Source organism: Clostridium manihotivorum (assembly GCF_004015185.1).
Lineage (GTDB): Bacteria > Bacillota > Clostridia > Clostridiales > Clostridiaceae > Clostridium_AR > Clostridium_AR manihotivorum.
Genome location: NZ_CP025746.1, coordinates 5,108,557 through 5,133,378 on the forward strand (window position 1 = coordinate 5,108,557; position 24,822 = coordinate 5,133,378).

The 24,822-nt window shown below is 31.9% G+C and carries 20 protein-coding genes; 5 read left to right on the plus strand and 15 right to left on the minus strand.

Annotation, left to right across the window (positions count from 1 at the left end; all coding sequences use genetic code 11):
• Positions 1-10 precede the first annotated feature (10 nt).
• Both C1I91_RS22910 and C1I91_RS22915 read right to left on the minus strand, forming a co-directional pair.
• On the minus strand, positions 11-1,258 hold the full coding sequence (locus tag C1I91_RS22910; RefSeq protein ID WP_338032573.1) for an MFS transporter: 1,248 nt from the start codon (positions 1,256-1,258) through the stop codon (positions 11-13).
• 23 nt (positions 1,259-1,281) lie between these two features.
• Positions 1,282-2,154: a shikimate dehydrogenase gene (locus C1I91_RS22915; RefSeq protein WP_128214986.1), complete on the minus strand. Its 873-nt coding sequence runs from the start codon at positions 2,152-2,154 to the stop codon at positions 1,282-1,284.
• 612 nt (positions 2,155-2,766) lie between these two features.
• On the opposite strand from C1I91_RS22915, the gene C1I91_RS22920 reads away from it, so the two are divergent.
• The gene (locus C1I91_RS22920) at positions 2,767-4,782 is read left to right on the plus strand and encodes a Na+/H+ antiporter (RefSeq protein WP_128214987.1); all 2,016 of its coding nucleotides are present in this window, start codon (positions 2,767-2,769) and stop codon (positions 4,780-4,782) included.
• 187 nt (positions 4,783-4,969) lie between these two features.
• Here the strand turns inward: C1I91_RS22920 and gltA are convergent, their stop codons facing one another.
• The 3 genes from gltA to C1I91_RS22935 are packed head-to-tail and all read right to left on the minus strand — an operon-like array spanning position 4,970 to position 8,292.
• Positions 4,970-6,352 carry an NADPH-dependent glutamate synthase gene (gltA, locus tag C1I91_RS22925; RefSeq protein ID WP_128214988.1) on the minus strand — a complete coding sequence of 461 codons (1,383 nt, stop codon included), beginning with the start codon at positions 6,350-6,352 and terminating at the stop codon, positions 4,970-4,972.
• A complete protein-coding gene (locus C1I91_RS22930) occupies positions 6,345-7,238 on the minus strand; it encodes a sulfide/dihydroorotate dehydrogenase-like FAD/NAD-binding protein (protein WP_128214989.1) in 894 nt (297 codons plus the stop codon). Before C1I91_RS22930 ends, gltA begins: the two co-directional genes overlap by 8 nt.
• 25 nt (positions 7,239-7,263) lie before the next feature.
• Positions 7,264-8,292, minus strand: coding sequence for an AI-2E family transporter (locus C1I91_RS22935; RefSeq protein WP_128214990.1), 1,029 nt, complete (start codon positions 8,290-8,292; stop codon positions 7,264-7,266).
• 448 nt (positions 8,293-8,740) lie between these two features.
• On the opposite strand from C1I91_RS22935, the gene C1I91_RS22940 reads away from it, so the two are divergent.
• On the plus strand, positions 8,741-9,811 hold the full coding sequence (locus C1I91_RS22940) for an NAD(P)H-dependent flavin oxidoreductase (protein ID WP_128214991.1): 1,071 nt from the start codon (positions 8,741-8,743) through the stop codon (positions 9,809-9,811).
• Positions 9,812-10,082: 271 nt separating this feature from the next.
• A complete protein-coding gene (locus C1I91_RS22945; protein ID WP_128214992.1) occupies positions 10,083-11,672 on the plus strand; it encodes an ABC-F family ATP-binding cassette domain-containing protein in 1,590 nt (529 codons plus the stop codon).
• A 67-nt stretch (positions 11,673-11,739) separates the two neighbouring features.
• Here C1I91_RS22945 and C1I91_RS22950 read toward each other — a convergent pair whose 3' ends face one another.
• On the minus strand, positions 11,740-14,970 hold the full coding sequence (locus C1I91_RS22950) for a DEAD/DEAH box helicase (RefSeq protein WP_128214993.1): 3,231 nt from the start codon (positions 14,968-14,970) through the stop codon (positions 11,740-11,742).
• 246 nt (positions 14,971-15,216) lie between these two features.
• On the opposite strand from C1I91_RS22950, the gene C1I91_RS22955 reads away from it, so the two are divergent.
• Positions 15,217-16,170 (plus strand): D-2-hydroxyacid dehydrogenase, encoded by a 954-nt coding sequence (locus C1I91_RS22955; RefSeq protein WP_128214994.1) that lies wholly within the window; start codon positions 15,217-15,219, stop codon positions 16,168-16,170.
• Between the two features lie 26 nt (positions 16,171-16,196).
• Here the strand turns inward: C1I91_RS22955 and C1I91_RS22960 are convergent, their stop codons facing one another.
• The 7 genes from C1I91_RS22960 to C1I91_RS22990 form a co-directional block, all read right to left on the minus strand.
• The gene (locus C1I91_RS22960) at positions 16,197-17,021 is read right to left on the minus strand and encodes a PhzF family phenazine biosynthesis protein (protein ID WP_128214995.1); all 825 of its coding nucleotides are present in this window, start codon (positions 17,019-17,021) and stop codon (positions 16,197-16,199) included.
• 34 nt (positions 17,022-17,055) lie between these two features.
• A complete protein-coding gene (locus tag C1I91_RS22965; RefSeq protein ID WP_128214996.1) occupies positions 17,056-17,787 on the minus strand; it encodes a gamma-glutamyl-gamma-aminobutyrate hydrolase family protein in 732 nt (243 codons plus the stop codon).
• Positions 17,788-17,998: 211 nt separating this feature from the next.
• Complete coding sequence (locus tag C1I91_RS22970) at positions 17,999-18,250, minus strand: hypothetical protein (protein ID WP_128214997.1); 252 nt, start codon at positions 18,248-18,250, stop codon at positions 17,999-18,001.
• A gap of 335 nt (positions 18,251-18,585) precedes the next feature.
• A complete protein-coding gene (locus tag C1I91_RS22975) occupies positions 18,586-19,254 on the minus strand; it encodes a hypothetical protein (protein ID WP_128214998.1) in 669 nt (222 codons plus the stop codon).
• 354 nt (positions 19,255-19,608) lie between these two features.
• On the minus strand, positions 19,609-19,797 hold the full coding sequence (locus C1I91_RS22980; RefSeq protein ID WP_128214999.1) for a hypothetical protein: 189 nt from the start codon (positions 19,795-19,797) through the stop codon (positions 19,609-19,611).
• A gap of 152 nt (positions 19,798-19,949) precedes the next feature.
• Positions 19,950-20,660 carry a restriction endonuclease gene (locus C1I91_RS22985; protein ID WP_205694248.1) on the minus strand — a complete coding sequence of 237 codons (711 nt, stop codon included), beginning with the start codon at positions 20,658-20,660 and terminating at the stop codon, positions 19,950-19,952.
• Positions 20,661-20,693: 33 nt separating this feature from the next.
• Positions 20,694-21,701 (minus strand): LacI family DNA-binding transcriptional regulator, encoded by a 1,008-nt coding sequence (locus tag C1I91_RS22990; protein ID WP_128215001.1) that lies wholly within the window; start codon positions 21,699-21,701, stop codon positions 20,694-20,696.
• Between the two features lie 361 nt (positions 21,702-22,062).
• Between C1I91_RS22990 and C1I91_RS22995 the strand changes: the two genes are divergently transcribed.
• The gene (locus C1I91_RS22995) at positions 22,063-22,722 is read left to right on the plus strand and encodes a glycerophosphodiester phosphodiesterase family protein (RefSeq protein ID WP_238476058.1); all 660 of its coding nucleotides are present in this window, start codon (positions 22,063-22,065) and stop codon (positions 22,720-22,722) included.
• Between the two features lie 190 nt (positions 22,723-22,912).
• On the opposite strand, the gene C1I91_RS23000 is transcribed toward C1I91_RS22995, so the two are convergent.
• Positions 22,913-23,911 (minus strand): inorganic phosphate transporter, encoded by a 999-nt coding sequence (locus C1I91_RS23000; protein ID WP_128215002.1) that lies wholly within the window; start codon positions 23,909-23,911, stop codon positions 22,913-22,915.
• Positions 23,904-24,527: a DUF47 domain-containing protein gene (locus C1I91_RS23005; RefSeq protein ID WP_128215003.1), complete on the minus strand. Its 624-nt coding sequence runs from the start codon at positions 24,525-24,527 to the stop codon at positions 23,904-23,906. Before C1I91_RS23005 ends, C1I91_RS23000 begins: the two co-directional genes overlap by 8 nt.
• Between the last annotated feature and the right edge of the window lie 295 nt (positions 24,528-24,822).

Consider the following 24,822-nt stretch of genomic DNA (forward strand, 5'->3'; position numbering starts at 1 on the left):
CCTCCATGTATTATGCCTTTGCACTATTATTTGATACTGAAGTTTTCCTATAACTCATATTAACATATATTGCAAGTAACACTCCAACACATGTTATAGCTATATTCAATAATAATACGTATTTAGGTCCATTCACTCCAAAAGACTTAGTTATACCACCAGCTACTGATAACACCGCGTAGTTAGCTGCACTAGATGCTATCATTATTATACTTGTGATTATACCCTTTATCTTAGGGAACATATCATTTATAGTTGAAACTGCTAACTGCAATACTCCTCCAGCTGCTGAGAAACCAATTACAAACCCACCTATAAGTGTTATTTGAGGCGTCTTAACCACATAAACAATTATAAGCATTATCATAGCTATAAGAGGATATACAACCAATATTCTAACAGGCTTAACAGTTTGTTTTACCAATAATGCTGTTAAAATAACAGCTACAATTGTTCCCATTGAATAATATGTTTGTATAACACTTGGATTCTTAAGTCCTGTTGACTTAGCAAACTCTTGTATGCAGTTTAACCATAATTGGAAGGTTGAAGTACAAGTAAATCCAATTAAGATAAGCGCGATACTTGTTGGTGTAAACTTAACTGACTTAATCTTTTGAAATAATGATTCTTCTTTTCCTTGTCCCTTGCTCCCAAGACTTGTTTTAGGCATTGGCATAATAGCTACAAGTAAAGCTATCACAACAAATAAACCAGCCATAACATAAAATAATGTTTTATAAGACATATGGTTTGCGGCTATGTATCCTATCATCATAGGAAGCCCTAACTGTCCTACTGATATAAATAACTTCGTCAATATACTTGCAAGTCCAGTTGATTCTACTAATATTTCCATACAAGCAGGTATTACTCCTGTGTCAAGGAAGGAGTTAGCTATACCACCTACTAGTGCACATACATATGCTACTGAAGCATTTGGTGAAAAAGCTATACCTACTAGATATATTATGTATGAAGCAATACCTATTAATGCTGAAGCTCTACGACCAATCTTATCAGATAGTGGCCCTGCAAAAGGAAGTGCTACTAAACGACCTAGCCCAAGTGCTGCTATAACCATTACAACTGAACTAACATCATAAGTACCGTTGCTTAGAAGCTTTCCGCCCCATTGAGCTGCAAATTGCTGCTTATACTGAGCTAAAATCGAAACTCCTATACCATGAATAAAATAATTTAAATACAATACAAATGCCGTCAGGTAGTACTTTTTATAATTAATCTTCTGTTCCATTATTCTTTCATCCCTTCAATATATTAGTACTTGATGTCTAATATCTCTTTCATGTATTCAATTGGCATAGCTTTTCCTGTCCACATTTCAAAGGCTGCAGCTCCTTGGAATAACATCATACCAAGTCCATTCATTGTCTTGCACCCTACTTCTTTAGCCATCTTTAACATAGCTGTCTCTGCTGGAGAGTAAACTATATCTACTACTATAAGCTCAGGTCTGAAGAAACTTGTATCTGGAATATATGTCTTTCCTTCTAGCGGTTTCATTCCCATCCCTGTCGCATTAGTAAAAATGTAACTACTTTCTATTTCTCTCTTTAGCACATCTAAATCAGCTAAATCATATAGTGTGGCTTTACAGTTTGTTTTTTCATTGATATTTTTTACTGTTTGCTCTGCTCTTTCCCAAAAACCATCTTTTATATTAAAAATTGATATTTCAGATACTCCATCTAAGGCTGCTTGGATTTCAATAGCTGTAGCAGCTCCACCAGCTCCAACTATAGTCATCTTCTTACCAATCACATCTATACCTGCATCTTTTAATGCTGCCATATATCCCATTCCATCTGTAATATGTCCAGTTAATACTCCATCATCATTTACTATGGTATTTACAGCTCCACAAAGCTCTGCCGCTGGGGATAGTTTATCTAAATATTTATGTACAACAGTTTTATTAGGCATAGAAACATTACTTCCTCTTACCTTCATAGCTCTAAAACCTTTTATAGTATCTTCTAAAGTGCTGTTATCAACTTCAAAAGCTAGATATGCATAATCTAAACCTAACTTTGCAAAAGCCTCATTATGCATTCTTGGTGAGCTTGAATGTCTAATAGGGTAAGCTATTAATCCTATAAGTTCTGTATGTCCTGTAATACGTTCTGCCATAATAAATCTCTCCTTCAAATTAAAAATATATTCTTATAATTGTTACTAGCGTTGTGAAAAAGATTGTGAAGTTAATCACTTAACAATGTGACATCTTTATTATATAGTGGTGTCTTATATTAATCCAATTAATTTTTTAAGCATAATCCATAAATTTTATTTATGAATTACCCTTTTAAAGCTATGATTTCTTTTTAATTTTATAAGAACTAACCTTGTCTATTACTCACACTTAGAGGCTATGCCCTGGGTTTCAATCAATTTACATACTTTAGTGCAAGATTTTAAGCATAGGCATTATTTATAGACAGTCTTTTTACTTTATATTAAATTTCAGTACTCCTTATGGATCTAATATCAATACTTTTAAGTACATCACTGTTATTTTATTAACATATAGTATTATTTTCATATTTCAATTTCAGCACATTATTTTAACTAAGCCTGGTTTCTTACATGTAGACATAGGATTTTATCTCAAGTCTTATAATTAATAGTTTTTGCAATTAATATTTCTGTATTATTAATATGATACAAAATGCTGCACAAAATACTAAATGTAGAGTTCGCTTAATTAACTCTTTATTCACAGCTAAAGAAAGGTGAAAATATATGGATATATTTATAGTTGTGCTAATTCTGCTTCTTAGTATCGTAGTATCTAATATTCTCAGTAGGCTTATTACCTTTATACCAGTACCTCTAATTCAAATTACTATAGGAATTATATTAGCTATATTACCTACTGGAATACATATGCCTCTAGAACCAGAACTATTTATGGTATTATTTGTAGCTCCGCTACTATATAATGATGGAAAAATGACTCCAAAGGAAGAGCTCTGGAAGCTAAAAAGTCCAGTATTTTTGATGGCCTTCGGCTTGGTCTTTGCCACTGTTTTTATAGTTGGTTATATTATCAATCTTATGATTCCCAATATTCCATTATCCGCTTGCTTTGCCTTGGCAGCTATTTTATCTCCTACGGATGCTGTAGCAGTAAGTTCCTTGTCAGAAAGAATACATCTTCCCTCTAAGATCATGACACTTTTAGAAGGAGAAGCTCTTACAAACGATGCATCAGGATTAGTTACCTTTAGGTTTGCCATAGCTGCCACTGTAACTGGAGCATTTTCCTTTTCAAATGCAGCTTTTAGCTTTTTTATTATATCAATAGGCGGCTTCTTAATTGGTGCTGTTCTATCCTTAGTAATTGCTCAACTTACGGCTTTCATACGCCGACTAGGACTTGAAGATGCCACCTTCCATGTACTTATGCAGCTTCTTACTCCTTTTATAATATATTTGATATCTGAAGAGATTGGAGTATCTGGAATACTAGCAGTAGTTTCTGCAGGTATACTCCATTCTTTACAAGCTGATTATTCTGAGCCTATCATATCAAAATTAAAGTTCGTTTCTAGAAGCACTTGGGCTGTACTTTTATTTATAATAAATGGATTAGTTTTCTTAATTTTAGGACTTCAAGTTCCAGCGGTTATGTCAGTAATATTTAGAGATGACACCATAAGTAACTTTAAGGTATTAATGTACATTATTATTATCTCTTTAAGCATGATTTTATTGAGGTTTCTATGGGTATATAGTATGTGGAATGAAAAGTGGAGTGAGGATGAATGCATGGAAGACAAACCAAATAGGTTTTTAAATTCACTTATAACCGCACTAGCAGGAGCTCGAGGCACCATAACACTTGCAGGAGCATTCTCAATCCCATTTTACCTTGACAATGGCAGCTCCTTCCCGCAACGTGATCTTATCATATTTATATGTGCTGGTGTAATACTACTAACTATATCAATAGCAAGCTTTATTCTACCAATGGTATTGAGCAAAGAAACTAATGAAGCTGATAATACTAATAAATCAAGCCACAAGGCACTTAAACAAGTTATGGATGCTGCAATAAGACTTATAAACGACGAAACTAATCAAGAAAATAAACTAGCAGCTTCTTCCCTTATAACCGTATGCGAAAAAATAAAAAATGATAATCCTATAAACGCTGAAAATATTAATCTTACAATAGAAGATAGAAAAAAGGAAAGAGATATTTTCCTAATTGGTCTAAATGCTGAACGAAAGGAAATAAATAGACTGCTACAAGATAAAAAAATAAATCCAGCTACTGTAGAAAAATTTGAAGAAGCTATATCTAAAGTAGAGAGTTGTTTAGATAAACCTCCTATTATTCAAACCTTAACTAAAATTGATTTAATAAGGAAAGCCTTAGCAAAGCTTATTAAGAAACAGTTAAATATCAACCCAATCAATATGAAGGAGGTAAAGAGAATTAAAATATTAACCTCAAAGGCTGCAGTTGAAGCAATTAAAACACAGATAAACAGTGAAAATAGAAACGCTTCACTTGCAGTAATAGATCACTATAACGAAATAATAAGACGTCTTAATACCATTAACCTTGGTGAAATCTCCAATGATATAAGTAAGCAAAGAAGCCGCCTTCATCTTAAGGCTCTTCAAGCTGAAAGAGATGAAGTTCAAACCTTACTTGAAAATAATGAAATAACTCGTGAAACTGCAAGTAAACTAAGACGTTTTATAAACTACATGGAAGCTACAGCAATAGAGGAGGAAGTTTTTTAGCTCCCTGAAATTGCTAGTTTTAACCACAAAAACTTCTATACTTACCTACAAATAAAGAAACTTTTAATTATACTTTGTGGCGACTTTAGGATGCATAGTGAATTCTTATAAAGTAAAAAAGCCATGCACAGAAAGCAGATTAATCTACTTTTATGCATGGCTTCCATTACTGTGTATACTAAAAAGCTTATCTTGATAAATCTTCGATTATGGCTTTCGCAGCTTTTCTTCCTGCTCCCATAGCCTTTATTACTGTAGCTGGTCCAGTTACAACATCTCCTCCAGCATAAACATATTCTTTAGAAGTTCTTCCGGTCTCCTCATCTATTTCAACTAGATTCCACTTATTAGTATCTAATCCACTTGTAGTATCACCTATTAAGGAGCTTGCCTTTGTTCCTATAGCCATTATAACCATGTCAGCCTCTAAGATAAACTCAGAGCCTTCAACTGGAACTGGACTTCTTCTTCCTGACTGGTCGGGCTCTCCTAGTTCCATCTTTATACATCTTACCCCTTTTACCCATTGATGCTCATCTGCAACTATTTCTATTGGATTGTTTAGAAGATGAAAGTGTACTCCTTCTTCTTTTGCATATTCTATTTCTTCTTTTCTTGCTGGAAGCTCCGCTTCAGATCTTCTATATACCATGTGCGCTTCTGCTCCAACTCTCAATAGAGTTCTAACAGCGTCCATAGCAACATTTCCTCCACCAACAACTACTACCTTCTTGCCAACAACTAGAGGAGTTTTATAATCTTCTTTGTAATCTCTCATAAGATTATTCTTAGTCAAAAATTCATTTGCTGACATTACACCGTTTAAGTTTTCTCCTTTAATGCCCATAAAGCTTGGCATAGCAGCTCCTGTTCCAATAAAAACTGCATCAAAGCCTTCTTCTTCCAAAAGTTCATCTATAGTTATAGTTTTACCTATCATAACATTCTTTTCAAACTTAACCCCAAGCTTTTTAAGCTTTTCTATCTCATTGTTAACAACAAGTTCCTTAGGCAGTATAAACTCTGGTATACCCCAAGTTAAAACACCGCCAAATTCATGAAGCGCCTCAAATATGGTAACTTGATATCCCTGCTTAGCCAAATCACCTGCACAGGCAAGCCCTGCTGGTCCACTACCTATAACAGCTACAGCCTTATCCAAAATAACTTCAGGCTTATCAAATTCTATTCCGTTACGAATACTCCAATCCCCTACAAATCTCTCTAGTCTTCCTATAGCTATAGACTCTCCTTTTATCCCCATAACACAACCACCTTCGCATTGTAATTCATGAGGACATACTCTTCCACAAACTGAAGGAAGCGCATTTGCTGTTGCTATTATATCTGCAGCTTCTTTGAAGTTTCTCTCCTTAATGGATTTTATAAAACTTGGAATCTTATTATTAACTGGGCATTTTGCTACACATTTTGGTACCTTACATTGAAGACATCTTTCTGCTTCTTGTACAGCTTCATCTTCATCATACCCTAGATTAACTTCATTAAAATTATTTATTCTTATCTTAGCCTCTTGCTCTTTTACAGGAACTCTTTCTAATCTAATCATTTTCACTCACCTCAAATGCAGCCTCTTCTTGAATTCTGTGTTCTTTACCGTATAAATCTCTAAATTCAGCCTTTGCTTCATATGAATTATATATATTCTGTCTTCTTCTTACTTCATCGAAATCTATCTTATGTCCATCAAATTCTGGACCATCTTGGCAAGCAAACATCACTTTTCCACCTACAGTCACTCTACACGCTCCACACATACCCGTACCATCTAACATAAGAGTGGTCAAACTAACTACTGTTTCAATTTCTTTTTCCTTTGTTAAATTGCATACACCTTCCATCATATCTATAGAACCCATAGCAATAACTAGATCAAAGCTTTCTTCCTGGAGCAAATTACTTAAAGTATCTATTGCTGTACCTTTAAAGCCTACTGATCCATCAACAGTTGATATAAATAAATTATCAGTAGTTTCTTTTATTTCATCTATGTATACTAGACTATTTCTATCCTTAAAGTTCAAAGCGGCCTTAAAACCTACTCCTATCTCAGCCAGATATTTAACTTCTGAGTAAATTCTTGTTGCTGCAGTTCCTTCAGTAATAAATAGTATTTTTTTGTCCTTAAGAACTTCTCTCTTTTCATTTATCAATTTTGATGGTTGTCCGAAAGGTCCTGCAAAGTCTAGAAGCTCATCTCCTAGCTTTAAAGCTGCTAACTCTTTAGTGGAATCCCCAACCAATCTAAAAACTATGGTTATAGTCCCACTATCTTTATTAATATCGCAAATGGTGAAAGGCAATCTTTCACCTTTCTCATCTATTCTAAGCATTATAAATTGACCTGGTTTTGCTGATTTAGCCACTCTTTTTGCATTAACTTCAATTGTATATAGATTTCCACACAAATTGCTTATATTCACTATACTATACATGATCTTCTCCTCTTTATATCATTATTTACAACAACTTCTTTTCCTCACCATCATCAATCTCAACTAAATCAATCAAAAATATAAATATTGGAATTCCTATGATAAGTCCCCAAACTCCAAAAAAGTGTTCTGATATTATCAGTATTATAAAGGTATAAAACACTGGAAGTTCAGTTTTTGATGACATTAATTTAGGATTTAATACATATCCTTCTAGTGCATGTAGTATTGCAACTATTATTATCACATATATAACCTTTGTTGTTCCACCAGCTGCATAGGCTGTCAATGCAAGAGGTATTAAGGATATAAATACACCGGCTACAGGTATCAACCCTAAAATCAAAATCATTATTCCTAATCCTAATACATCAGGAAGACCAACAAGTGTCAGGGCAAAAACTGATAAAACACTGTTTACAACCGCTATTATTATCTGAACCTCTATTACCTTACCAAAGGATCTTATGAACTTTTGACAGAAATACTCTAATTCTATATAAAAGCTTGAAATCTTGCTGTACTTAAATTTCTTAGTAAACTCAACGATTTTACCTTGCTCTAATAAGAAAAATAAGCTTAAAATTAGAGAAACAAATATATTAAAGCCTAGTTTGCTTATATCCGCTACATATCTTATTAAGGCATCTCCCCACTGATTTACAGAGCCACCTATTTCAAGCTTCTTTGTATGCTCTATTGCGTAGTTTAGTATAGGGCTGTCATGAGGAGCCATATAAAAGGCAACTGCCTGTTTTACTACTTGAATAACTTGGTAAACTATTATAGGCAAATACTTACTTAGCCCAAAAGCAACTATGGCTATTAATAAAACATATAATATACCTATGGTTATTCTTTTATCAAACCTTACAAATTTGCTAAGCCTTCTATTAATAGAGCTTTGAAGCCTATACATAAGATAAGCCAATATAAAAGTTATCAAAAATATATTAGCAAAGCTTCTAAGCAAATAAGCCAAAACAGCAATTACTGCTAAGATTGCTATTCTTTTAAAACCTCTATTCTTAAAAAAATCTAAAATAGTTTCCATTAAGTTTCTCCCAAATCTAATTATTTTCTTTCTACAACTTACTTTTATTTTCTTACAAAAAATATTATCTGGCAAGATTAATTAATGAATAAATTGCATTATAATTTAATAAAATCAATATATTTCTATGACTTTTTATTATTAAACTATAATAATTACGAAATATACTGCATTCCAAATCCTTATATTCAAATATGAAATATTGCAAATTCATTGATTATTTTTAATTATTGCCTATAATTACATATATAACTATATTTATGTAACAAATTAGTTGATTTAAGCTTGTTTTTTCAATTTATTATTAATGATGATTATTTTAGATAAGTAAGCTACGAATTGTTATGTAAATCTCTAGTTGACATTAATCTCTACATACATTACTATACTATAATATAAATACTTTGACTATCAAAATATTTTTTTTATTCGAGAGAGGGAAATTTTTATGAAACTAAAACCACTGAAAATTGGTGATTTAATCGCAAAGGTTCCGATAATACAAGGAGGAATGGGAGTAGGCGTTTCTTTATCAAACTTAGCATCTGCTGTTGCATCCTGTGGTGGGATTGGAATAATCTCAGCTGCTCAAATAGGTTTTAAAGAGCCTGATTTTGAAAAATCTCCACTGGAAGCAAACTTAAGAGCATTAAAGAATCATATAATGACTGCTTTGAGCAAAGCTAAAGATGGTATTATCGGTGTTAATATAATGTGTGCTGCTAATAACTATGATGAACTAGTAAAAACTTCAATAGAAGCTGGTGCTCAAATAATAATATCTGGTGCTGGTCTTCCTACTCATCTACCTGAACTATGTAAAGGTTCTGATGTAAAAATGGCACCAATCATATCTTCTGACAAAGCTGCCAATGTAATAATGAAGGTTTGGGATAGAAACTATAAAGTTGCTCCTGATGCATTAGTGTATGAGGGCCCTCAAGCTGGTGGTCATCTTGGCTTTAAACTTGCTGAGTTAACTAATGAAGCTTATTCTGTAGAAGATGAGTTAACGAAAATCCTAAAGACTATTAAAATATATGAAGAAAAATATAATAAATCTATTCCACTTATAGCTGCTGGCGGAATATTTACTGGTACCGATATAGCAAAAATGCTTGAACTAGGAGTAAGTGGAGTTCAAATGGCAACTAGATTCGTGGCAACTGAAGAATGTGATGCCCACATCAATTTTAAGATGGCCTATGTAAATTCTACTATTGAAGATATATCAATAGTTAAAAGTCCTGTAGGGATGCCTGGCCGTGCTATACTTAATCCTTTTGTTGAAAGAACAAAGGAAGGAAATATTAAGGTTACAAAGTGCTACAAGTGCATAACTAAGTGTAATCCAGCTACTACCCCTTACTGCATAACCAAGGCTCTTATCAATGCAGTTGAAGGTGACCTTGATAATGCTTTAATTTTCTGTGGAAGCAATGCCCATAGAGTTGATAAAATTGTAACTGTTAGAGAATTAATGGATGAACTAATTAGTGAAGCAGAAAATTACGCATAAAACCTAAAGAACTATAGCTATCTCAATAAGAGATAGCTTACTTTTTTTCCATTCTAATATATATACTAAAACCTATTTTTTATGATATAATCTTGAATTGTGTTGAAAGTGTTTTAACCTACAGCAACTTTTTAGTTTGTGTTTGTTAAGACAGTATTATTCTTAAAGTTGTTTACTAATATATTTTATATATTGCAATAAAAAGCATTAATAATTATAATTCAAAATGCTTTTGTTATAAAAATGATGAAAAACGGAAAGGAAAGTGTAAATGATAAACGTAAGTAATGTAAGCTTAAGATATGGTGGACGTAAACTATTTGAAGATGTTAACCTAAAATTTACTCCTGGAAACTGCTATGGTGTTATAGGAGCAAATGGAGCAGGAAAATCAACCTTCCTTAAGATATTATCAGGGGAAGTGGAACCTAACACTGGAGAAGTTATTGTTGCTCCAAATGTGAGAGTTTCTGTACTTAAACAGGATCACTATCAATATGACGATAGCCAAGTTTTAGAAACAGTAATAAGAGGTAATGAAAGACTTTATGAAATAATGACTGAAAAAGATGCTCTATATGCTAAAGAAGACTTTAGCGATGAAGATGGTATAAGAGCTTCTGAACTTGAAGGTGAATTTGCAGATCTTAATGGGTGGGAAGCAGAATCAGAAGCTTCAGCTTTACTTCAAGGCTTAGGTATAGGAACTGATCTTCATTATAGAAATGTAGGTGAACTAACTGGTGGAGAAAAGATAAAGGTTTTACTTGCTCAAGCTTTGTTTGGTAAACCAGGCGTACTAATACTTGACGAACCTACAAACCACCTTGATATAAAATCAATAAACTGGCTTGAAAACTTCCTTGCAGACTTTGAAGGCACAGTTATAGTAGTATCCCATGATAGACATTTCTTAAACATGGTATGTACTAACATCTGTGATGTTGACTTTGGTAAGATTAAGCTTTATGTTGGTAACTATGATTTCTGGTATGAATCAAGCCAATTAGCTCTTCAAATGTCAAAGGATCAAAACAAGAAAAAGGAAGAAAAGATTAAAGAACTTCAAAACTTTATCGCAAGATTTAGTGCTAATGCTTCTAAGTCTAAACAAGCTACTTCAAGAAAGAAATTATTAGATAAGATAACATTAGATGATATTCAACCTTCAAGCAGAAGATATCCATTCGTAGGATTCAAGCCTGAAAGAGAAGTTGGAAATGATGTTCTTACTGTTGATGGAATAAGCAAGACAATAGATGGAGTTAAAGTACTTGACAATGTAAGCTTCATGGTTGGAAGAGAAGATAAAATAGCTTTCGTAGGAGATGAAATCTCTGTTACTACTTTATTCAAGATCCTAAATGGCGAACTTGAACCTGATAGCGGTAGCTTCAAGTGGGGCATAACTACTTCTCAAGCTTACTTCCCTAAGGATAACACTGAGTTCTTTAACAACTGCAACCTAAACCTTGTTGATTGGTTAAGACAATTCTCAGACGAGAAGTCTGAAAGCTATTTAAGAGGCTTCTTAGGAAGAATGTTATTCTCCGGTGAAGAAGCACTAAAAGAAGCTAGCGTACTTTCTGGAGGAGAAAAGGTTCGTTGTATGTTATCTAGAATGATGCTAAGCTCAGCTAACGTATTAATTCTTGATCAACCTACAAACCACTTAGACCTTGAATCAATTACAGCTGTAAATAATGGTCTTATAGACTTCAAGAGCGTATTATTATTCGCTTGTCACGACCATCAATTCGTTCAAACTATTGCAAACAGAGTTATAGAAGTAACTCCTGAAACAGTAGTTGATAGAAAATCATCTTACGATGAATATCTAGAATTCAAAGGAATGAACTAATAGCTTAAATATAAAAACTTCACTAAAGCTACCTTCTTTAGTGAAGTTTTTTATATGGTACCTCTTTCTATATATCTATTTCTTTGAATAAATCTTTGATATCTTCTAAGTCCATGCTACTTATCACTGAAGAAGCTATAGCCTCTTCTTCCATAACGTTATTTATTATATCCTTCTTCTTCTCTTGAAGTTTATAAATCTTTTCTTCTATGGTTCCTTTTGTAATAAGCTTTATAACTTCCACACTATTTTCTTGACCTATTCTATGTGCTCTATCAGTTGCTTGGTCCTCAACAGCTGGATTCCACCATGGGTCAAAATGTATTACTACATCAGCTGATGTAAGGTTAAGCCCAGCCCCTCCAGCTTTTAATGATATCAAAAACACTGAAGTATCTCCTCTATTAAAAGAGTTTACAAGCTCTAATCTCTCCTCTGACTTTACTGAACCGTCTAAATACATATAGGATACATCCATTAGCTTAAGCTGCTTAGCAATATTCTTTAGCGCTGAAGTAAATTGAGAGAAAAGTAATATCCTATGCCCTTCCTGTATACAGCTTTCTATTAATTCATACAACGTATCCAGCTTACCACTACCGCCTGCATAATCCTTTATAAAAGTTGATGGATCACAGCATAGTTGTCTTAGCCTAGTTATTGCAGATAGTATCTGAATTCTACTCTTGTTTATTCCGTTCTTCTCAATATTGCTCTCTATCTCGCTTCTAAATTCCTTAACATAGGTTGAATATAGTTTTCTTTGATCTTTATTAAGTTCTACAGTGACTTTTCTTTCTATCTTTGGAGGCAACTCATTTAGAACTTCCTTCTTCTTTCTCCTTAATATGAAAGGAGTAACTCTAGATAGAAGATCTTCTAAAACCTTCTTATCTTCCTCTTTAACTATAGGCACCTCATACTTTCTTCTAAAAGAGTTTGAAGAAAACAAGAATCCAGGCATTATAAAATCAAATATAGACCATAATTCCATAAGAGAATTTTCTATAGGAGTACCAGTAAGTGCAAATCTATTTTTCCCTCTTAACTCTTTTACACTCTTAGAATTTTGAGAGGTACTATTCTTAATATTTTGAGCTTCATCTATTATGATAGTATTAAAACTATAGCCCTTCAATTCTTCAATATCGATTCTTACAATTGGATAAGTCGTTAGTATTACATCGCAATTAGAAAATTCGGTTTCAAGCTTATTTCTTTGAGCTTTACTTCCATAGTAGATAAGCACTTTTAATGATGGTGCAAATTTCTCTAACTCCTCTTTCCAATTATATAAAAGTGAAGTCGGACATACAACTATAGACGGATTAAGCTTTTCTTCTTCTTTATAAGATAAAAGCAAGGAAATAGTCTGAAGTGTTTTTCCTAAGCCCATTTCATCTGCTAATATTCCTCCAAACCCGTACTTATTTAAAGTCTTTAACCACTTATACCCAGCAACCTGGTAGTTTCTCATATTACAATTTAGGTATTTAGGTATATCTATATCCTCTATATCTACCTTCTTTATTGACTCTAACAATTTAACATATTTCTCATCTCTATTTATGGTATTATCTCCAAGGTACTGATTCAATTTTTCATCTAAATACAGAGCATTATATTTCTCCAATTCAACAGCATCTTCTAGAATATTGTTTTCCTTTATATTTAGTGATTCCAAAAGGTTGTTCAGCTTAACTAATACCGGATCATCTAACATTATAAAGCCTTTTTCAGATGCCTTATAATACTTCTTTCCACTTCTAAGGGCCTTAATGGTTCCCATTAGCTCTTCTCTAGTAAGCTCTTCTATATTAAATGAAAACTCCAACAAATCTTCTGAATTAACTCTAGTTCCAGCTGTAAAGGTAAGCTTCTTTATAATTTTAAATTTCTTGAAAGCTTCCGAATAATATACTTCTCCTAAATGACCAAGCTTTTCTAAGCCTTCATTTTGAAGCTCAATTATTTTAAGTTCATCCGTTATAGCCAAGTGATTCTTGTTCTTTATAAACCCCATAGCTAATACTGATTTTTTTATTTCTTCTTCACTATCTATATCCCTTATAACAGCTATATCCTTAGGATTGTATTGTTCTGTAACAGCATCAATCTCTACCACACCATAGTCGAACTTAATAAACAATACTACCGATTTACCAACCTTATCAAAATAGAACTTACTCTTTAGATTAAGACCCGGTTCAACTATTTCATTTTTAAGATTTTCTGAAAGCTCTACTTGAGATATGGAATTAAGTAGCGGTAGTACTCTTCCTACAAACAAGTTCTTTTCCTTCTTATGGATCACAAATGATTTTTCTTCACTATTTAAAAGAAAAGGCAAAATAGCCTTAAATCTTTTTATAGTATTTTCATTACATCTATAAACTTTACCTTGATAAAAAACATACTCATAATCTGATGTTACAGGTATAGGTAATTCGTTAACTGCCGTCACCAATATTTCCTTTGAGGTCTCCTCGATATTTATATCAAACTTCAAGTTTTCTTCTGCAATTATACAATCATCATATTTATCCGAACCAACTGTAATAGAAAAACTCTTATCTTCACAGTAGTTCAATATGTTCTTTGCAGTTGAATCTACAAGTTTCATATATTTTCCGTCAAACATTTTGTTTGCAGAGTTTTTATCTGAAGCCAGTTCTCCTATAAGAGCTAAATCTTGAATATACTTTAAGAATCTACGATCCTCTTCACAAAAATAATGCTGTTGAAAGTCTAAAATAAACCCTTTACCAAATTCAATAATACAGCTTTCTTTATCTATATCTATAATAAAGCTTTGTAAATCCCTCACTGAATATAATTTGTCTACTCCTATTTTTAAATCTAATAGTATATTAGACTTATCTATAGATAGATTTATATCTAATTTCAGCTGTTCCCTTTTATCATTAATTTTAATTGAACCATCGTATAACTTTAGAATCTGATCAACAATTCCTAAAGCTTTTCTTTCTTTCTTAGCAAGCCTATTAAGATAATATAAATATCCTGCAGCTATATGACTGCATACTTTTCCATCCTTTGCATAATTTGCACAGGTACATCTACCAGTTAAAAGATTGTTCTTTAAATCTATTTCAAAATTAACTAGATACTGATCAAAATATTCTGAAGCTACATAGCATCTTATGCTTTTAGCTAAGTTTTCTTCTAACTCCTGAACCTCAAAATCAAAAGCATAATCTCCTGCATAATAGGATTCTCCTTTTTTCAATATATGAGGTTTACATAAATCTTTTAAATTACCATACTTAAAGTTCATAAACTTCACCTCCCGTTATAGCTGAAAGTGATTTACCACTTATAAAGCCTAACCTTTTTATTATATCATTATTTCCTTGATAATGTTAAACCTAAACTTATAAAATTACTCATAAGCCTACAATCTATAATATCGTCTGAAAACACTTATTTTGAATATGTATATTATGTAGTCAACTATCTATAAATAAGTAAGCTATTATCATATAATGTATATATACCAATTCAAGATTATGGAGGAGATAAAATGAACATAGTTATTCTAGACTCTAAGACCCTGGGATCTGATATAGACCTAAGCATATTAAAAGCTTTTGGTGAGCTTACTATATACGAAACAACAACTGAAAGCAAAGTGGTAGAACGAATAAGAGATGCAGAAATAATAATAACTAATAAGGTTCTGTTAAATGAATCTAATCTTAATGTGTGTTCTAACTTAAAACTAATTTGCCTTACAGCTACCGGCACTAACAATGTAGACTTGAATTATACTAAAAATAGAGGCATTGTGGTTACAAATGTAGCTGGATATTCAACAAACAGTGTTGTTCAGCATACCTTTGCTTCATTACTCTATATTCTAGAAAATCTCAGATACTATGATGAATATGTAAAGAGTGGTCAGTATGCTAACAGTGAAATTTTTACACATATAGGGAAAAACTTTTGGGAACTTACCAATAAAACCTTTGGAATCATTGGCCTAGGAGAAATTGGTAGAGGAGTAGCAGCTGTTGCTGAAGCCTTTGGCGCTAAAGTAATTTACTACTCAACCTCTGGAAAAAACTCAAACAGCTCTTATAAAAGAGTTGAACTTAATCAACTGCTTATGGAAAGTGATGTAGTAACTATTCACTGCCCATTAAATGAACTCACCAGAAATCTTATAGACTACAAAGAGCTTAAAATAATGAAAAACACTGCTATTCTACTTAATATGGGACGTGGAGGAATAATAAACGAAGAATCCTTAGCAAAAGCTTTAGATGAGCATCTAATCCTTGGTGCTGGTTTAGATGTAATAAGCAAGGAGCCTATTGAAGAGAATAATCCTCTAATGCAAGTAAAAAATTCAAATAGATTGTTTATAACTCCTCACATAGCTTGGGCAAGCATAGAAGCAAGACAGAAATTAATCTTAGAAGTATATAAGAATATTGATTCCTTCCTAAAAAACGAAGAAAGAAATAGAGTATAGACTTTGTCTATACTCTATTTCTTTCTTTATAAGAAAATTTCACCTTTTGTAAATATTCTAGCTTTTCCAGTTAGCTTTACTCTTAGATCATCTATTATATGCAGCTCTATTTCCCCTTCCCTTGAAGAAAGCTGCTTAGCCTTTAAATCTTTCTTATTCTTCTTAACGGACCAATACTTAGCTAGCAAGGTATGAACAGAACCTGTAACATAATCCTCATTTACTCCAGCCCAAGGATTAAAGTATCTAGTAACAAAATCGTATTGCCCTAAGGAATTAGCTGTAACACCTACTCCTTTTAGACCTTGTATACTGATATTCTTCAACATATCAAAATCTGGATTTATAGCTTCTACTGAGTTTTCATCCTTCAATTCAAAGACTAGCTTTCCTGTATGCTTACCAAGTATCACATTAGTATATTCACTTATACCTAATGCCTTTTGTATATCACTATAATCAAAGCTAACATTAGCTTCAGGCTCATCCATTGGAAAGTCCATACCTATCTTGCCGTCTTCTTCACTTGAAGCTTTGATAACTCCATTATTATAACTATATAATATTGAATCAAAAGGTATTTTTATATCATTTAATAATACATGTGATGCAGCTAAGGTAGCATGTCCGCATAAATCAACCTCATATTCTGGTGTAAACCATCTAATACTGTATATATTATCTCTGAAGTCTAGTATAAATGCGGTTTCAGAATATTTCAGTTCCTTAGCTATTGACTGCATTGTATGATCATCTAACTCTTCATCTAGTATACATACACCAGCAGGATTACCTTTAAATATCTCTTCAGTAAAGCTATCTACTGTGTACAATGTTACATTTCTTTTCATAACTTCAATCCTTTATAAAAATATTTATCTAAATCTATTTATAACATGCCTCAACAAATGTATCAAAAAGAGCTTGCATATTTTGATTGTATTTGCTCATCATCTCTGGATGCCATTGTACTGCAATTACAAAGCTATCTCCAGGCTTTTCAATAGCTTCTACTACTCCATCATCTGCAGTTGCTACCACATCAAATCCGTCAGCTACTTTATTTATAGCCTGGTGATGATAGCTGTTAACTAATACATCGCCACCTATTATTTTATACAACTGGCTGTTCTTTTCAACAGTTACAGAGTGTGTTCCTCTAAAATTAGGTGCATTTTGCTCGTGTTTAACATAACTTCCTTCAATATAAGACATATCTTGGTGTAAGGTTCCACCAAATACAACATTTAGTATTTGAATCCCTTTGCATATTCCAAAGATCGGCTTACCACTATCATATGAATTTTTTATCACTTCTATGGTTGCATCATCAACAGTTCTGTGTACATACCCAATCTTTTGCTTTGGTTCTTCCCCATAAAGAAATGGATCTACATCATATCCACCAGATAATAGTATTCCATCTACTTGTGTTAATATTATATCTAGTGCTTCTTTATCTAAAATTGGAGGAATGACTATTGGAGCTCCTCCCGCTCTTACTATAGAGTCTACATAGGCATCAGTAACATATACCCTTTCACTTCCTAGGAATGCCCCATTTTCAATGGGAAGCAAATTCCCCATAATTCCTATTATTGGTTTTCTCTTATTCATAATAGCCTCCTAAAATAGTACTTCATTTCTTATCATTGTTAAACTTATTAATGGTGTAAAATTTATTTTAAGGATCTTATGTAAAACCTTTTTTATAATAATCTTGTTTTTGCATTTATAGATATATTGTATGGTCAGCAAGTTAATATTGACATAATCAACGACTTTTAAGAATAGCCTTTGCCTACTGTATGCACAAATATTTACTATATTAGATAAAAATAGAAATTGCTCCTTCAATTATGAAGAACTCAAACATAACAGCTAAAACACATAGTAATATAAAAAGCGAAAGTCTTTCATCTCTTTTTCCAATACTTTTTATTCTTGTAATATGTGTTGAAGAAGCATCCCTATTCTTAGGATCATCTCTTCTCATAGTCTCTTGGAAGAAGGTATCATAAATGGTCTTATATAATGGTATATTTGCAATACCTAATAGTAAAATTAAGTCTCCTTGCATAATTTCCCCCACGCCTCTTCATATTATTGTCATTTTCCCTTAGATTATTATAATGTATTTTTATATAAACTTGTACTAATTTTATAACAAATTATGCAAATATTTTTTTATTCATATATATTTTATTAACTACATATGACGAAATTATTACAGGTGATTCCTTTCTTTTATTCGCTTAATGATATCAAATCTATAACTTATAAGTTGCTGTAACTTGCTTATTTATAATCTCTATACAGTAAAAAAATCGCTAAGTCATATACTTTGCGATTTTTAATATATTATCCCTGAATGTAATTATGAAACCCTTATCCATTTTTAAGTTTTTTCATATACTACTTCATCTCTTTTTTAATAATTTCTATCTTTTTTTCTATTAGTTCATTTTGTCTATTTATAGCCTTAATAACATGTTTAGCAGAAGTATTCAAGCCATTAGAATCTTTACTCTCGGCAGACTTTCTGTATTCCTCAAAGTACTTTCTATTTTCTTCTCTTATGGCCTTTGATTCTTTTTCTAATACCTCTATATCCTTCTTCCCCTTTTCACTTAAGCTATTCCAGATCTCTGAAGCTTCCCTTTTCTTAACCTGTAGTCCTTCAAGCTGTTTCTTTCCCTCTTCTTCTGTTATTTCTTTGTTGATAACTCTATCTCTTATAGCTTTAGCTTCTTTCTTAAACTCATCAAACCCAATTCTCTCTTTATCCTTACCTTTAGTCGCAGTAATGAACTGTTCTTTCAACTTAGCTCTTTTATCTAAAGCAGCTTCCATAGCTTTCTTATTATCGTTGTTAAGCCCTTCAACTTCTAATAGAGCCTTATATTTATGATTAGTTATATGCCCATCAACCTTATGATGATGTTCCTTGTTATTTCTATCTTCGTAAGTGGAACTTTTCATATTAGTATTATTATCTTTACGCTCTCCTACCATACCATAAGCCACAGAAGGAATAGATAAGACCATAATAAGTAATGTAGAAATGATAAGCTTTCTTTTCACCAGTAAAACACTCCTTTTTGTATTAATAATTTTCCCTATTAATCTTCCTTATATTTAAATAAAATATGTATGTTAATATAAATTTTACTAAAGCCCACTAAACCTAATTTCAAAACGACACTTTAAAAGAAGCAAAATAATAAGCAGATTACTTTTAAAGTAATCTGCTTATTATTTCATTATCTATATTTATATTACTTATCTCTATGTTTATTTTGAATCTCTTTGACAGGTTCTTGTTCATTTTTTTCAGGACTCTTAAATCTTTTACTGTTCCATGACCATTGTTGGTTCTTCTTAGACATAAAATCACCTCCAAACTATTATCTTTAGTTTTAGAGATAGTCCCTCTTTTTATTCAGCCTTTTCTGTTACTCTTTTAACCAACTTTGCCTCAATTAGTTCACTTTTACTGAATCCATTTTTAAAACATCTTATCTGCTTATAGTTTATATTATTCAGATTAAGATCTAAAACATCTATTCTATCACCTATATACACTAGTGGTTCTTTCGTACCATTTAGGTAAACTTCAACTTTCATTTGTATCTCCTTATTTTGTAAATTTTTATTTATTTTACTGTCCTAATTAATCTTTTATTTAAAGCTATTTTTAATAATATTATTGAAATTAAGTGGTTATGAAGGAGATGCTCATCTAAGTATCGGATGACTAACCATTTAATTTCAACATGTTATTTTAAATTATAGCTTTTAGCTTTATCATCAAAATTCACAGTAAAATTACAATTTGGATAGCCTTCACAGCCATAAAACTTGCCATACTTTCCTTCTCTAACAACTAATTTAGCTCCACATCTAGGACATAATTTTTTATCTTCGTATCTAGTTCTAAACTTAGAATCCATTTCTAATAACTGATATAAATATTTTCTGTCTAACAATTCTACCGAATTGCATTTGGCAAGAATCTTCGCATTTTCTGTAAAGTAATTATTTGTTATAACTATAGATTTATCAGCATCATAGTATTTCATGGAAGCTACTACTTGTTGTACTGCTTCTACACCAACCTTGCTACTATATCGCTTTGCTTGAACCACAATCTTTTCCTTATGCTTTTTTAATACTAGATCAGCGCCATAGTCAGCAGTAACAGGTGTTAACTTTACTTTATAGCCTAAGGCTTTAAACTTTACAGCCAAATATTCTTCAAAGTCTTCACCGCTAAGCCTATCAATTTTATCAATACCACTTTTAAGTACTTTTCTGTTTATATATCTATTTAATCCTAAATATACAATAAACAAAATAACCGTGTATAAAATTAACTTCATAATTATGTTGCTGTAACCGTCATATAAAAAAGTTTTACCAATTAAAATACAATAAATTAAGAAAATAAATTTTCTCAATCTACCTTCTTTTGTACTCCTATATTTCACTTTTCTCATCCTTATCTTTCGTAATAATGTATGTTAGTCTACTTTACATTCTCCTGGTTCTCTGCAACTTTCTCTAACTATAAGCTTAGTAGGTATTATAACCTTCTTTGAAATTTCTCTGTCTTTCCCTAGCCTTTCTATCAGTAGATCTACAGACACTTCTCCCATGAATTCAGTATACGCTTTTACTGTGGTAAGAGAAGGCGTTATATATTGAGCAGTAGAAATGTCATTAAAGCCTATCACGCTTATATCTTTAGGAATTGATAACCCTAATTCATTTATAGCTTTATACGCTCCTATAGCCATTGAATCACTAGCTATAAAAACTGCTGTAGGAACCTCTTCTTGCCTTAACAGTTCAATCATTAATTCATACCCACTAGCTGGTGTAAACTTCCCTAACTTCACATAATTAGGATTAAAGTTATTATTACTATTCATATATTGAATATAAGTTACCTCTCGATAGTCTACTATATCCTCAGTTCCTTGGTTTATAACTTCACGTCCACCAATAAATCCTATCTTCTTATGGCCAAGACTAGTTAAATAATCTAGTATATTATTAACAGCTCTCCTAAAATCAATAACTACCGAATCATAAGTTTCTTCATCTGGAGAACAATCTACAAAAACTATATTCTTTGAAAAGTTCTTAAATTTATCAATATCTTTTTGCCCGAACTTTCCTATAGCAATTAAACCATCCACCTCATCAACTAAATTATAAACCTCATTTATTCTAATAAAGGAAATACTTTCTTCAGCGCATTTTTTCTCAATTGCCATTCTTATAGACATATAATACGGATCGATTAACTCTTCCTTATCAGTATACCAATGAATCAATCCAATTTTATATATGCTCCTTTTGCTCTTTCTTTGTTTCATTGTTATATAATTTAATTCTTCCGCAGCCTCAAATATTCTTTTTTTAGTACTATCAGATACATTAAGAGTATCATCAAAATTTAGTACTCTAGAGACAGTAGCTATTGAAACTTCTGCTTTATTTGCTATATCTTTTATTGTCGCCATATTTTTTTACTTATCTCCTACTTTTATTTACATGAATATATAAACCCAAATCAACATCTGACTTCATAAATAAAATTTTACCAACTTTTTAGTAAAAAATCAAAGTTTAATATAAAAACTTTACAGCATCTTAATACCTTGATGCTTGTTTATACAAAAATAATGTACTAAACTAATTTTATTAAGTCTATATGGTGCTGTTAAGCTACTTTATTAAAATTATGCAGTTAATCATGAGCTACATATCCACTTAGTTTTAATAGTATTATTAAACATAGCCAAAAATAAATATTTGCGAGGTGATATCTTGACTATTAATATTGCACACAGAGGATTTAGTGGACAATACCCAGAAAATACTATGTTAGCTTTTCAAAAGGCCCTTGAGGCGAAGTGTGATGGAATTGAAACAGATGTACAGTTGACTAAAGATAATATTCCAGTTTTGATTCATGACGAAACTCTTAATAGAACTTCTAACGGTTTTGGATTTATTAAAGATTACAACTACTCTGAACTTATAAAATTAGACTTTGGAAATGGTGAGAAGCTACCAACCCTAGAAGAGTTCATAGCCTTTTCCAAAGGAAATAACCTATTCATGAATATTGAACTAAAAAACAGCATAATACCTTATAGTAATTTAGAAAATATAACTTTAGAGCTGCTTTATAAGTATAACTATCCAAAAGATAAAGTCATAATCTCTTCCTTTAATCATTATTCCATGGTAAAGCTAAAAAACATAGATAGCAACATAAAGACCGGCCTACTATATGACTCATGGATATATAAGCCTGGTGACTACTGCAAGCTTTGCAATGCTGATGCTATGCATCCTCAATTTTGCTCCGTACTAGATAAGAAATTTGTAGATGACATAAAACAAAAAGGCTTTGAAATAAACACTTATACTGTTAATTACCCTGAGTATATGTCAAAACTAATAGATTTAGGTGTGGATGGTATAATAACCAATTATCCAGATGTATTGAGAGATTTACTTTCTAACAATCTATAACTTTTCTTATACTACTTCTTAAAAAACAACATGTTGTTAAAGCTACGTTTGGAAATCGGTTAATTTAAGTATAAATACTTTCTTAATCTTCTGACAAACAAAAAGGTTCCAAAATGAACTGTAATACTAATAATAGATGTTTCTATATTAGTTGTTTCAGTCCACTTTGGAACCATATATCTTTATGTAATTATATTAGCTTTATTAAGAATATTGTTAGTCCACCTAACGTTGCACAGATTGGAATTGTTATAACCCATGTCCACGCTATACTCTGTGCTAAACTCCAGCTTACAGATGAAAATCTCTTTGATGCACCAACACCCATTATAGATCCTGAAATTATATGAGTAGTACTTACAGGTGCATGAAGCATAGTCGCAGTAAATATAACTGCAGCAGCTCCAGTTTCAGCTGCAAATCCATTAACTGGCGCAAGTTTAGCCATGTTAACACCCATTGTCTTTATAATTTTCCATCCACCAATTGATGTTCCAAGTGCCATTGAGATAGCACATCCAGCCTTTACCCAGAAAGGTACATGAAATGTACTTATAAGCCCTCCACTTACTAAAGCCATCGATATTATACCCATTGATTTTTGAGCATCATTTCCGCCATGGTTAAATGCCATTAGCGCAGCCGACAATATCTGAAGCTTTGAAAATGACTTTGTAACTTGGGCTGGCTTAGCTTTTCTTAGTATCCAATTTAGAGCAGTCATGAATAAATACCCCATTATAAAACCTATAACTGGTGATAAAAATAACCATAATACTATTTTCAATAAAAAGCTATGCCAATAAACAACTGCAAAACTCATTTTATAAACTATTGCAGCTCCTATAAGGCCTCCAATTAGTGCATGTGAAGAACTACTAGGTATACCAAAATACCAAGTGATAAGATTCCATATAATTGCAGCAACCAATGCTGCAAGTACAACTGTCTGCGATATTAACTGTGTATTAACTATATCTGATCCCACAGTCTTAGCAACACTAGTACTTATAAATGCACCTACAAAGTTTAAGAAAGCAGACATAAGTATAGCTTGCTTAGGCGTAAGTACTCTTGTAGAAACAGAGGTAGCAATCGAGTTAGCAGTATCGTGGAAACCATTTATAAAGTCAAAGCCTAATGCTAGAACAACAACAATAACAGTTACTACTAATACAGAACTAGACATGCTTTGTTACAACTCCTTCAATAACATTTGCAAGTTTTTCACATGAATCTATGGCATACTCTAATGCTTCGTAGATATCCTTCCAAATGATTATTTTGATTTCCTTTGTTTCTCCACTAAATAATGTTTTCATGCTTTCTCTAAATATTCTATCGCATTCATTTTCAAGCACGTTTACAGCTACTATTTTGCTCTTTATTTCAGTAGTATTCTTCATGTTCTTAAAAGCCTTCATTAGAAGTATTAACTCTTCACTAGCTTTTACTATGTTTTTTGAGATTAACAAAGCGTTTTCGTTAACTTCATTAACATTATACATCATAAATCTTGCTGCAGTGTCTTCAATATAATCAACAACGTCATCAAGTGCTTTTCCGATAATAAAGATATCTTCTCTGTCGATAGGTGTGATAAAGCTGTTATTCACTTCATCTAAAATGTTATGTAGCTTATCGTCTCCTTTGTGTTCGATATCCCTCAAGTGTTCATACTTTTCATTTGCCTCACTTGGAGACTTAACGAAATCATCAAGTGCAAGTGCAGCTTCATTTATGATTTCAGAAAATGAAATAAATAGATCAAAGAATTTGTCGTTTTTAGGTGATAAATTAAACATAGCTTCCTCCTATGATTTAACATTATTTTGCTCAACTCTATTAATGATACAAGCTATTTGTTAAGATTGTGTTAAGTTCTATTAACTTTTTTAGCTTTTGCAATCATTTTTTAATATTAATAACTTATTCTAATCTTTTTTAACATTATTATCATAAAGTTAACCTTTTTTTAACTTTATGATATTTGTCTAATTAACCAATATAGTAAATATAATACCTAATTAACATAACAATCAAACACAGGTAATTAATTACTAAGAATTCCATTAATGACTTATGTACATATATGTAATT

Coding starts and splice junctions, on each gene's coding strand:
- C1I91_RS22910 (WP_338032573.1), bottom strand. CDS start 1,258: ATGGAACAGAAGATTAATTATAAAAAGTACTACCTGACGGCATTTGTA.
- C1I91_RS22915 (WP_128214986.1), bottom strand. CDS start 2,154: ATGGCAGAACGTATTACAGGACATACAGAACTTATAGGATTAATAGCT.
- C1I91_RS22920 (WP_128214987.1), top strand. CDS start 2,767: ATGGATATATTTATAGTTGTGCTAATTCTGCTTCTTAGTATCGTAGTA.
- gltA (WP_128214988.1), bottom strand. CDS start 6,352: ATGATTAGATTAGAAAGAGTTCCTGTAAAAGAGCAAGAGGCTAAGATA.
- C1I91_RS22930 (WP_128214989.1), bottom strand. CDS start 7,238: ATGTATAGTATAGTGAATATAAGCAATTTGTGTGGAAATCTATATACA.
- C1I91_RS22935 (WP_128214990.1), bottom strand. CDS start 8,292: ATGGAAACTATTTTAGATTTTTTTAAGAATAGAGGTTTTAAAAGAATA.
- C1I91_RS22940 (WP_128214991.1), top strand. CDS start 8,741: ATGAAACTAAAACCACTGAAAATTGGTGATTTAATCGCAAAGGTTCCG.
- C1I91_RS22945 (WP_128214992.1), top strand. CDS start 10,083: ATGATAAACGTAAGTAATGTAAGCTTAAGATATGGTGGACGTAAACTA.
- C1I91_RS22950 (WP_128214993.1), bottom strand. CDS start 14,970: ATGAACTTTAAGTATGGTAATTTAAAAGATTTATGTAAACCTCATATA.
- C1I91_RS22955 (WP_128214994.1), top strand. CDS start 15,217: ATGAACATAGTTATTCTAGACTCTAAGACCCTGGGATCTGATATAGAC.
- C1I91_RS22960 (WP_128214995.1), bottom strand. CDS start 17,021: ATGAAAAGAAATGTAACATTGTACACAGTAGATAGCTTTACTGAAGAG.
- C1I91_RS22965 (WP_128214996.1), bottom strand. CDS start 17,787: ATGAATAAGAGAAAACCAATAATAGGAATTATGGGGAATTTGCTTCCC.
- C1I91_RS22970 (WP_128214997.1), bottom strand. CDS start 18,250: ATGCAAGGAGACTTAATTTTACTATTAGGTATTGCAAATATACCATTA.
- C1I91_RS22980 (WP_128214999.1), bottom strand. CDS start 19,797: ATGAAAGTTGAAGTTTACCTAAATGGTACGAAAGAACCACTAGTGTAT.
- C1I91_RS22990 (WP_128215001.1), bottom strand. CDS start 21,701: ATGGCGACAATAAAAGATATAGCAAATAAAGCAGAAGTTTCAATAGCT.
- C1I91_RS22995 (WP_238476058.1), top strand. CDS start 22,063: ATGTTAGCTTTTCAAAAGGCCCTTGAGGCGAAGTGTGATGGAATTGAA.
- C1I91_RS23000 (WP_128215002.1), bottom strand. CDS start 23,911: ATGTCTAGTTCTGTATTAGTAGTAACTGTTATTGTTGTTGTTCTAGCA.
- C1I91_RS23005 (WP_128215003.1), bottom strand. CDS start 24,527: ATGTTTAATTTATCACCTAAAAACGACAAATTCTTTGATCTATTTATT.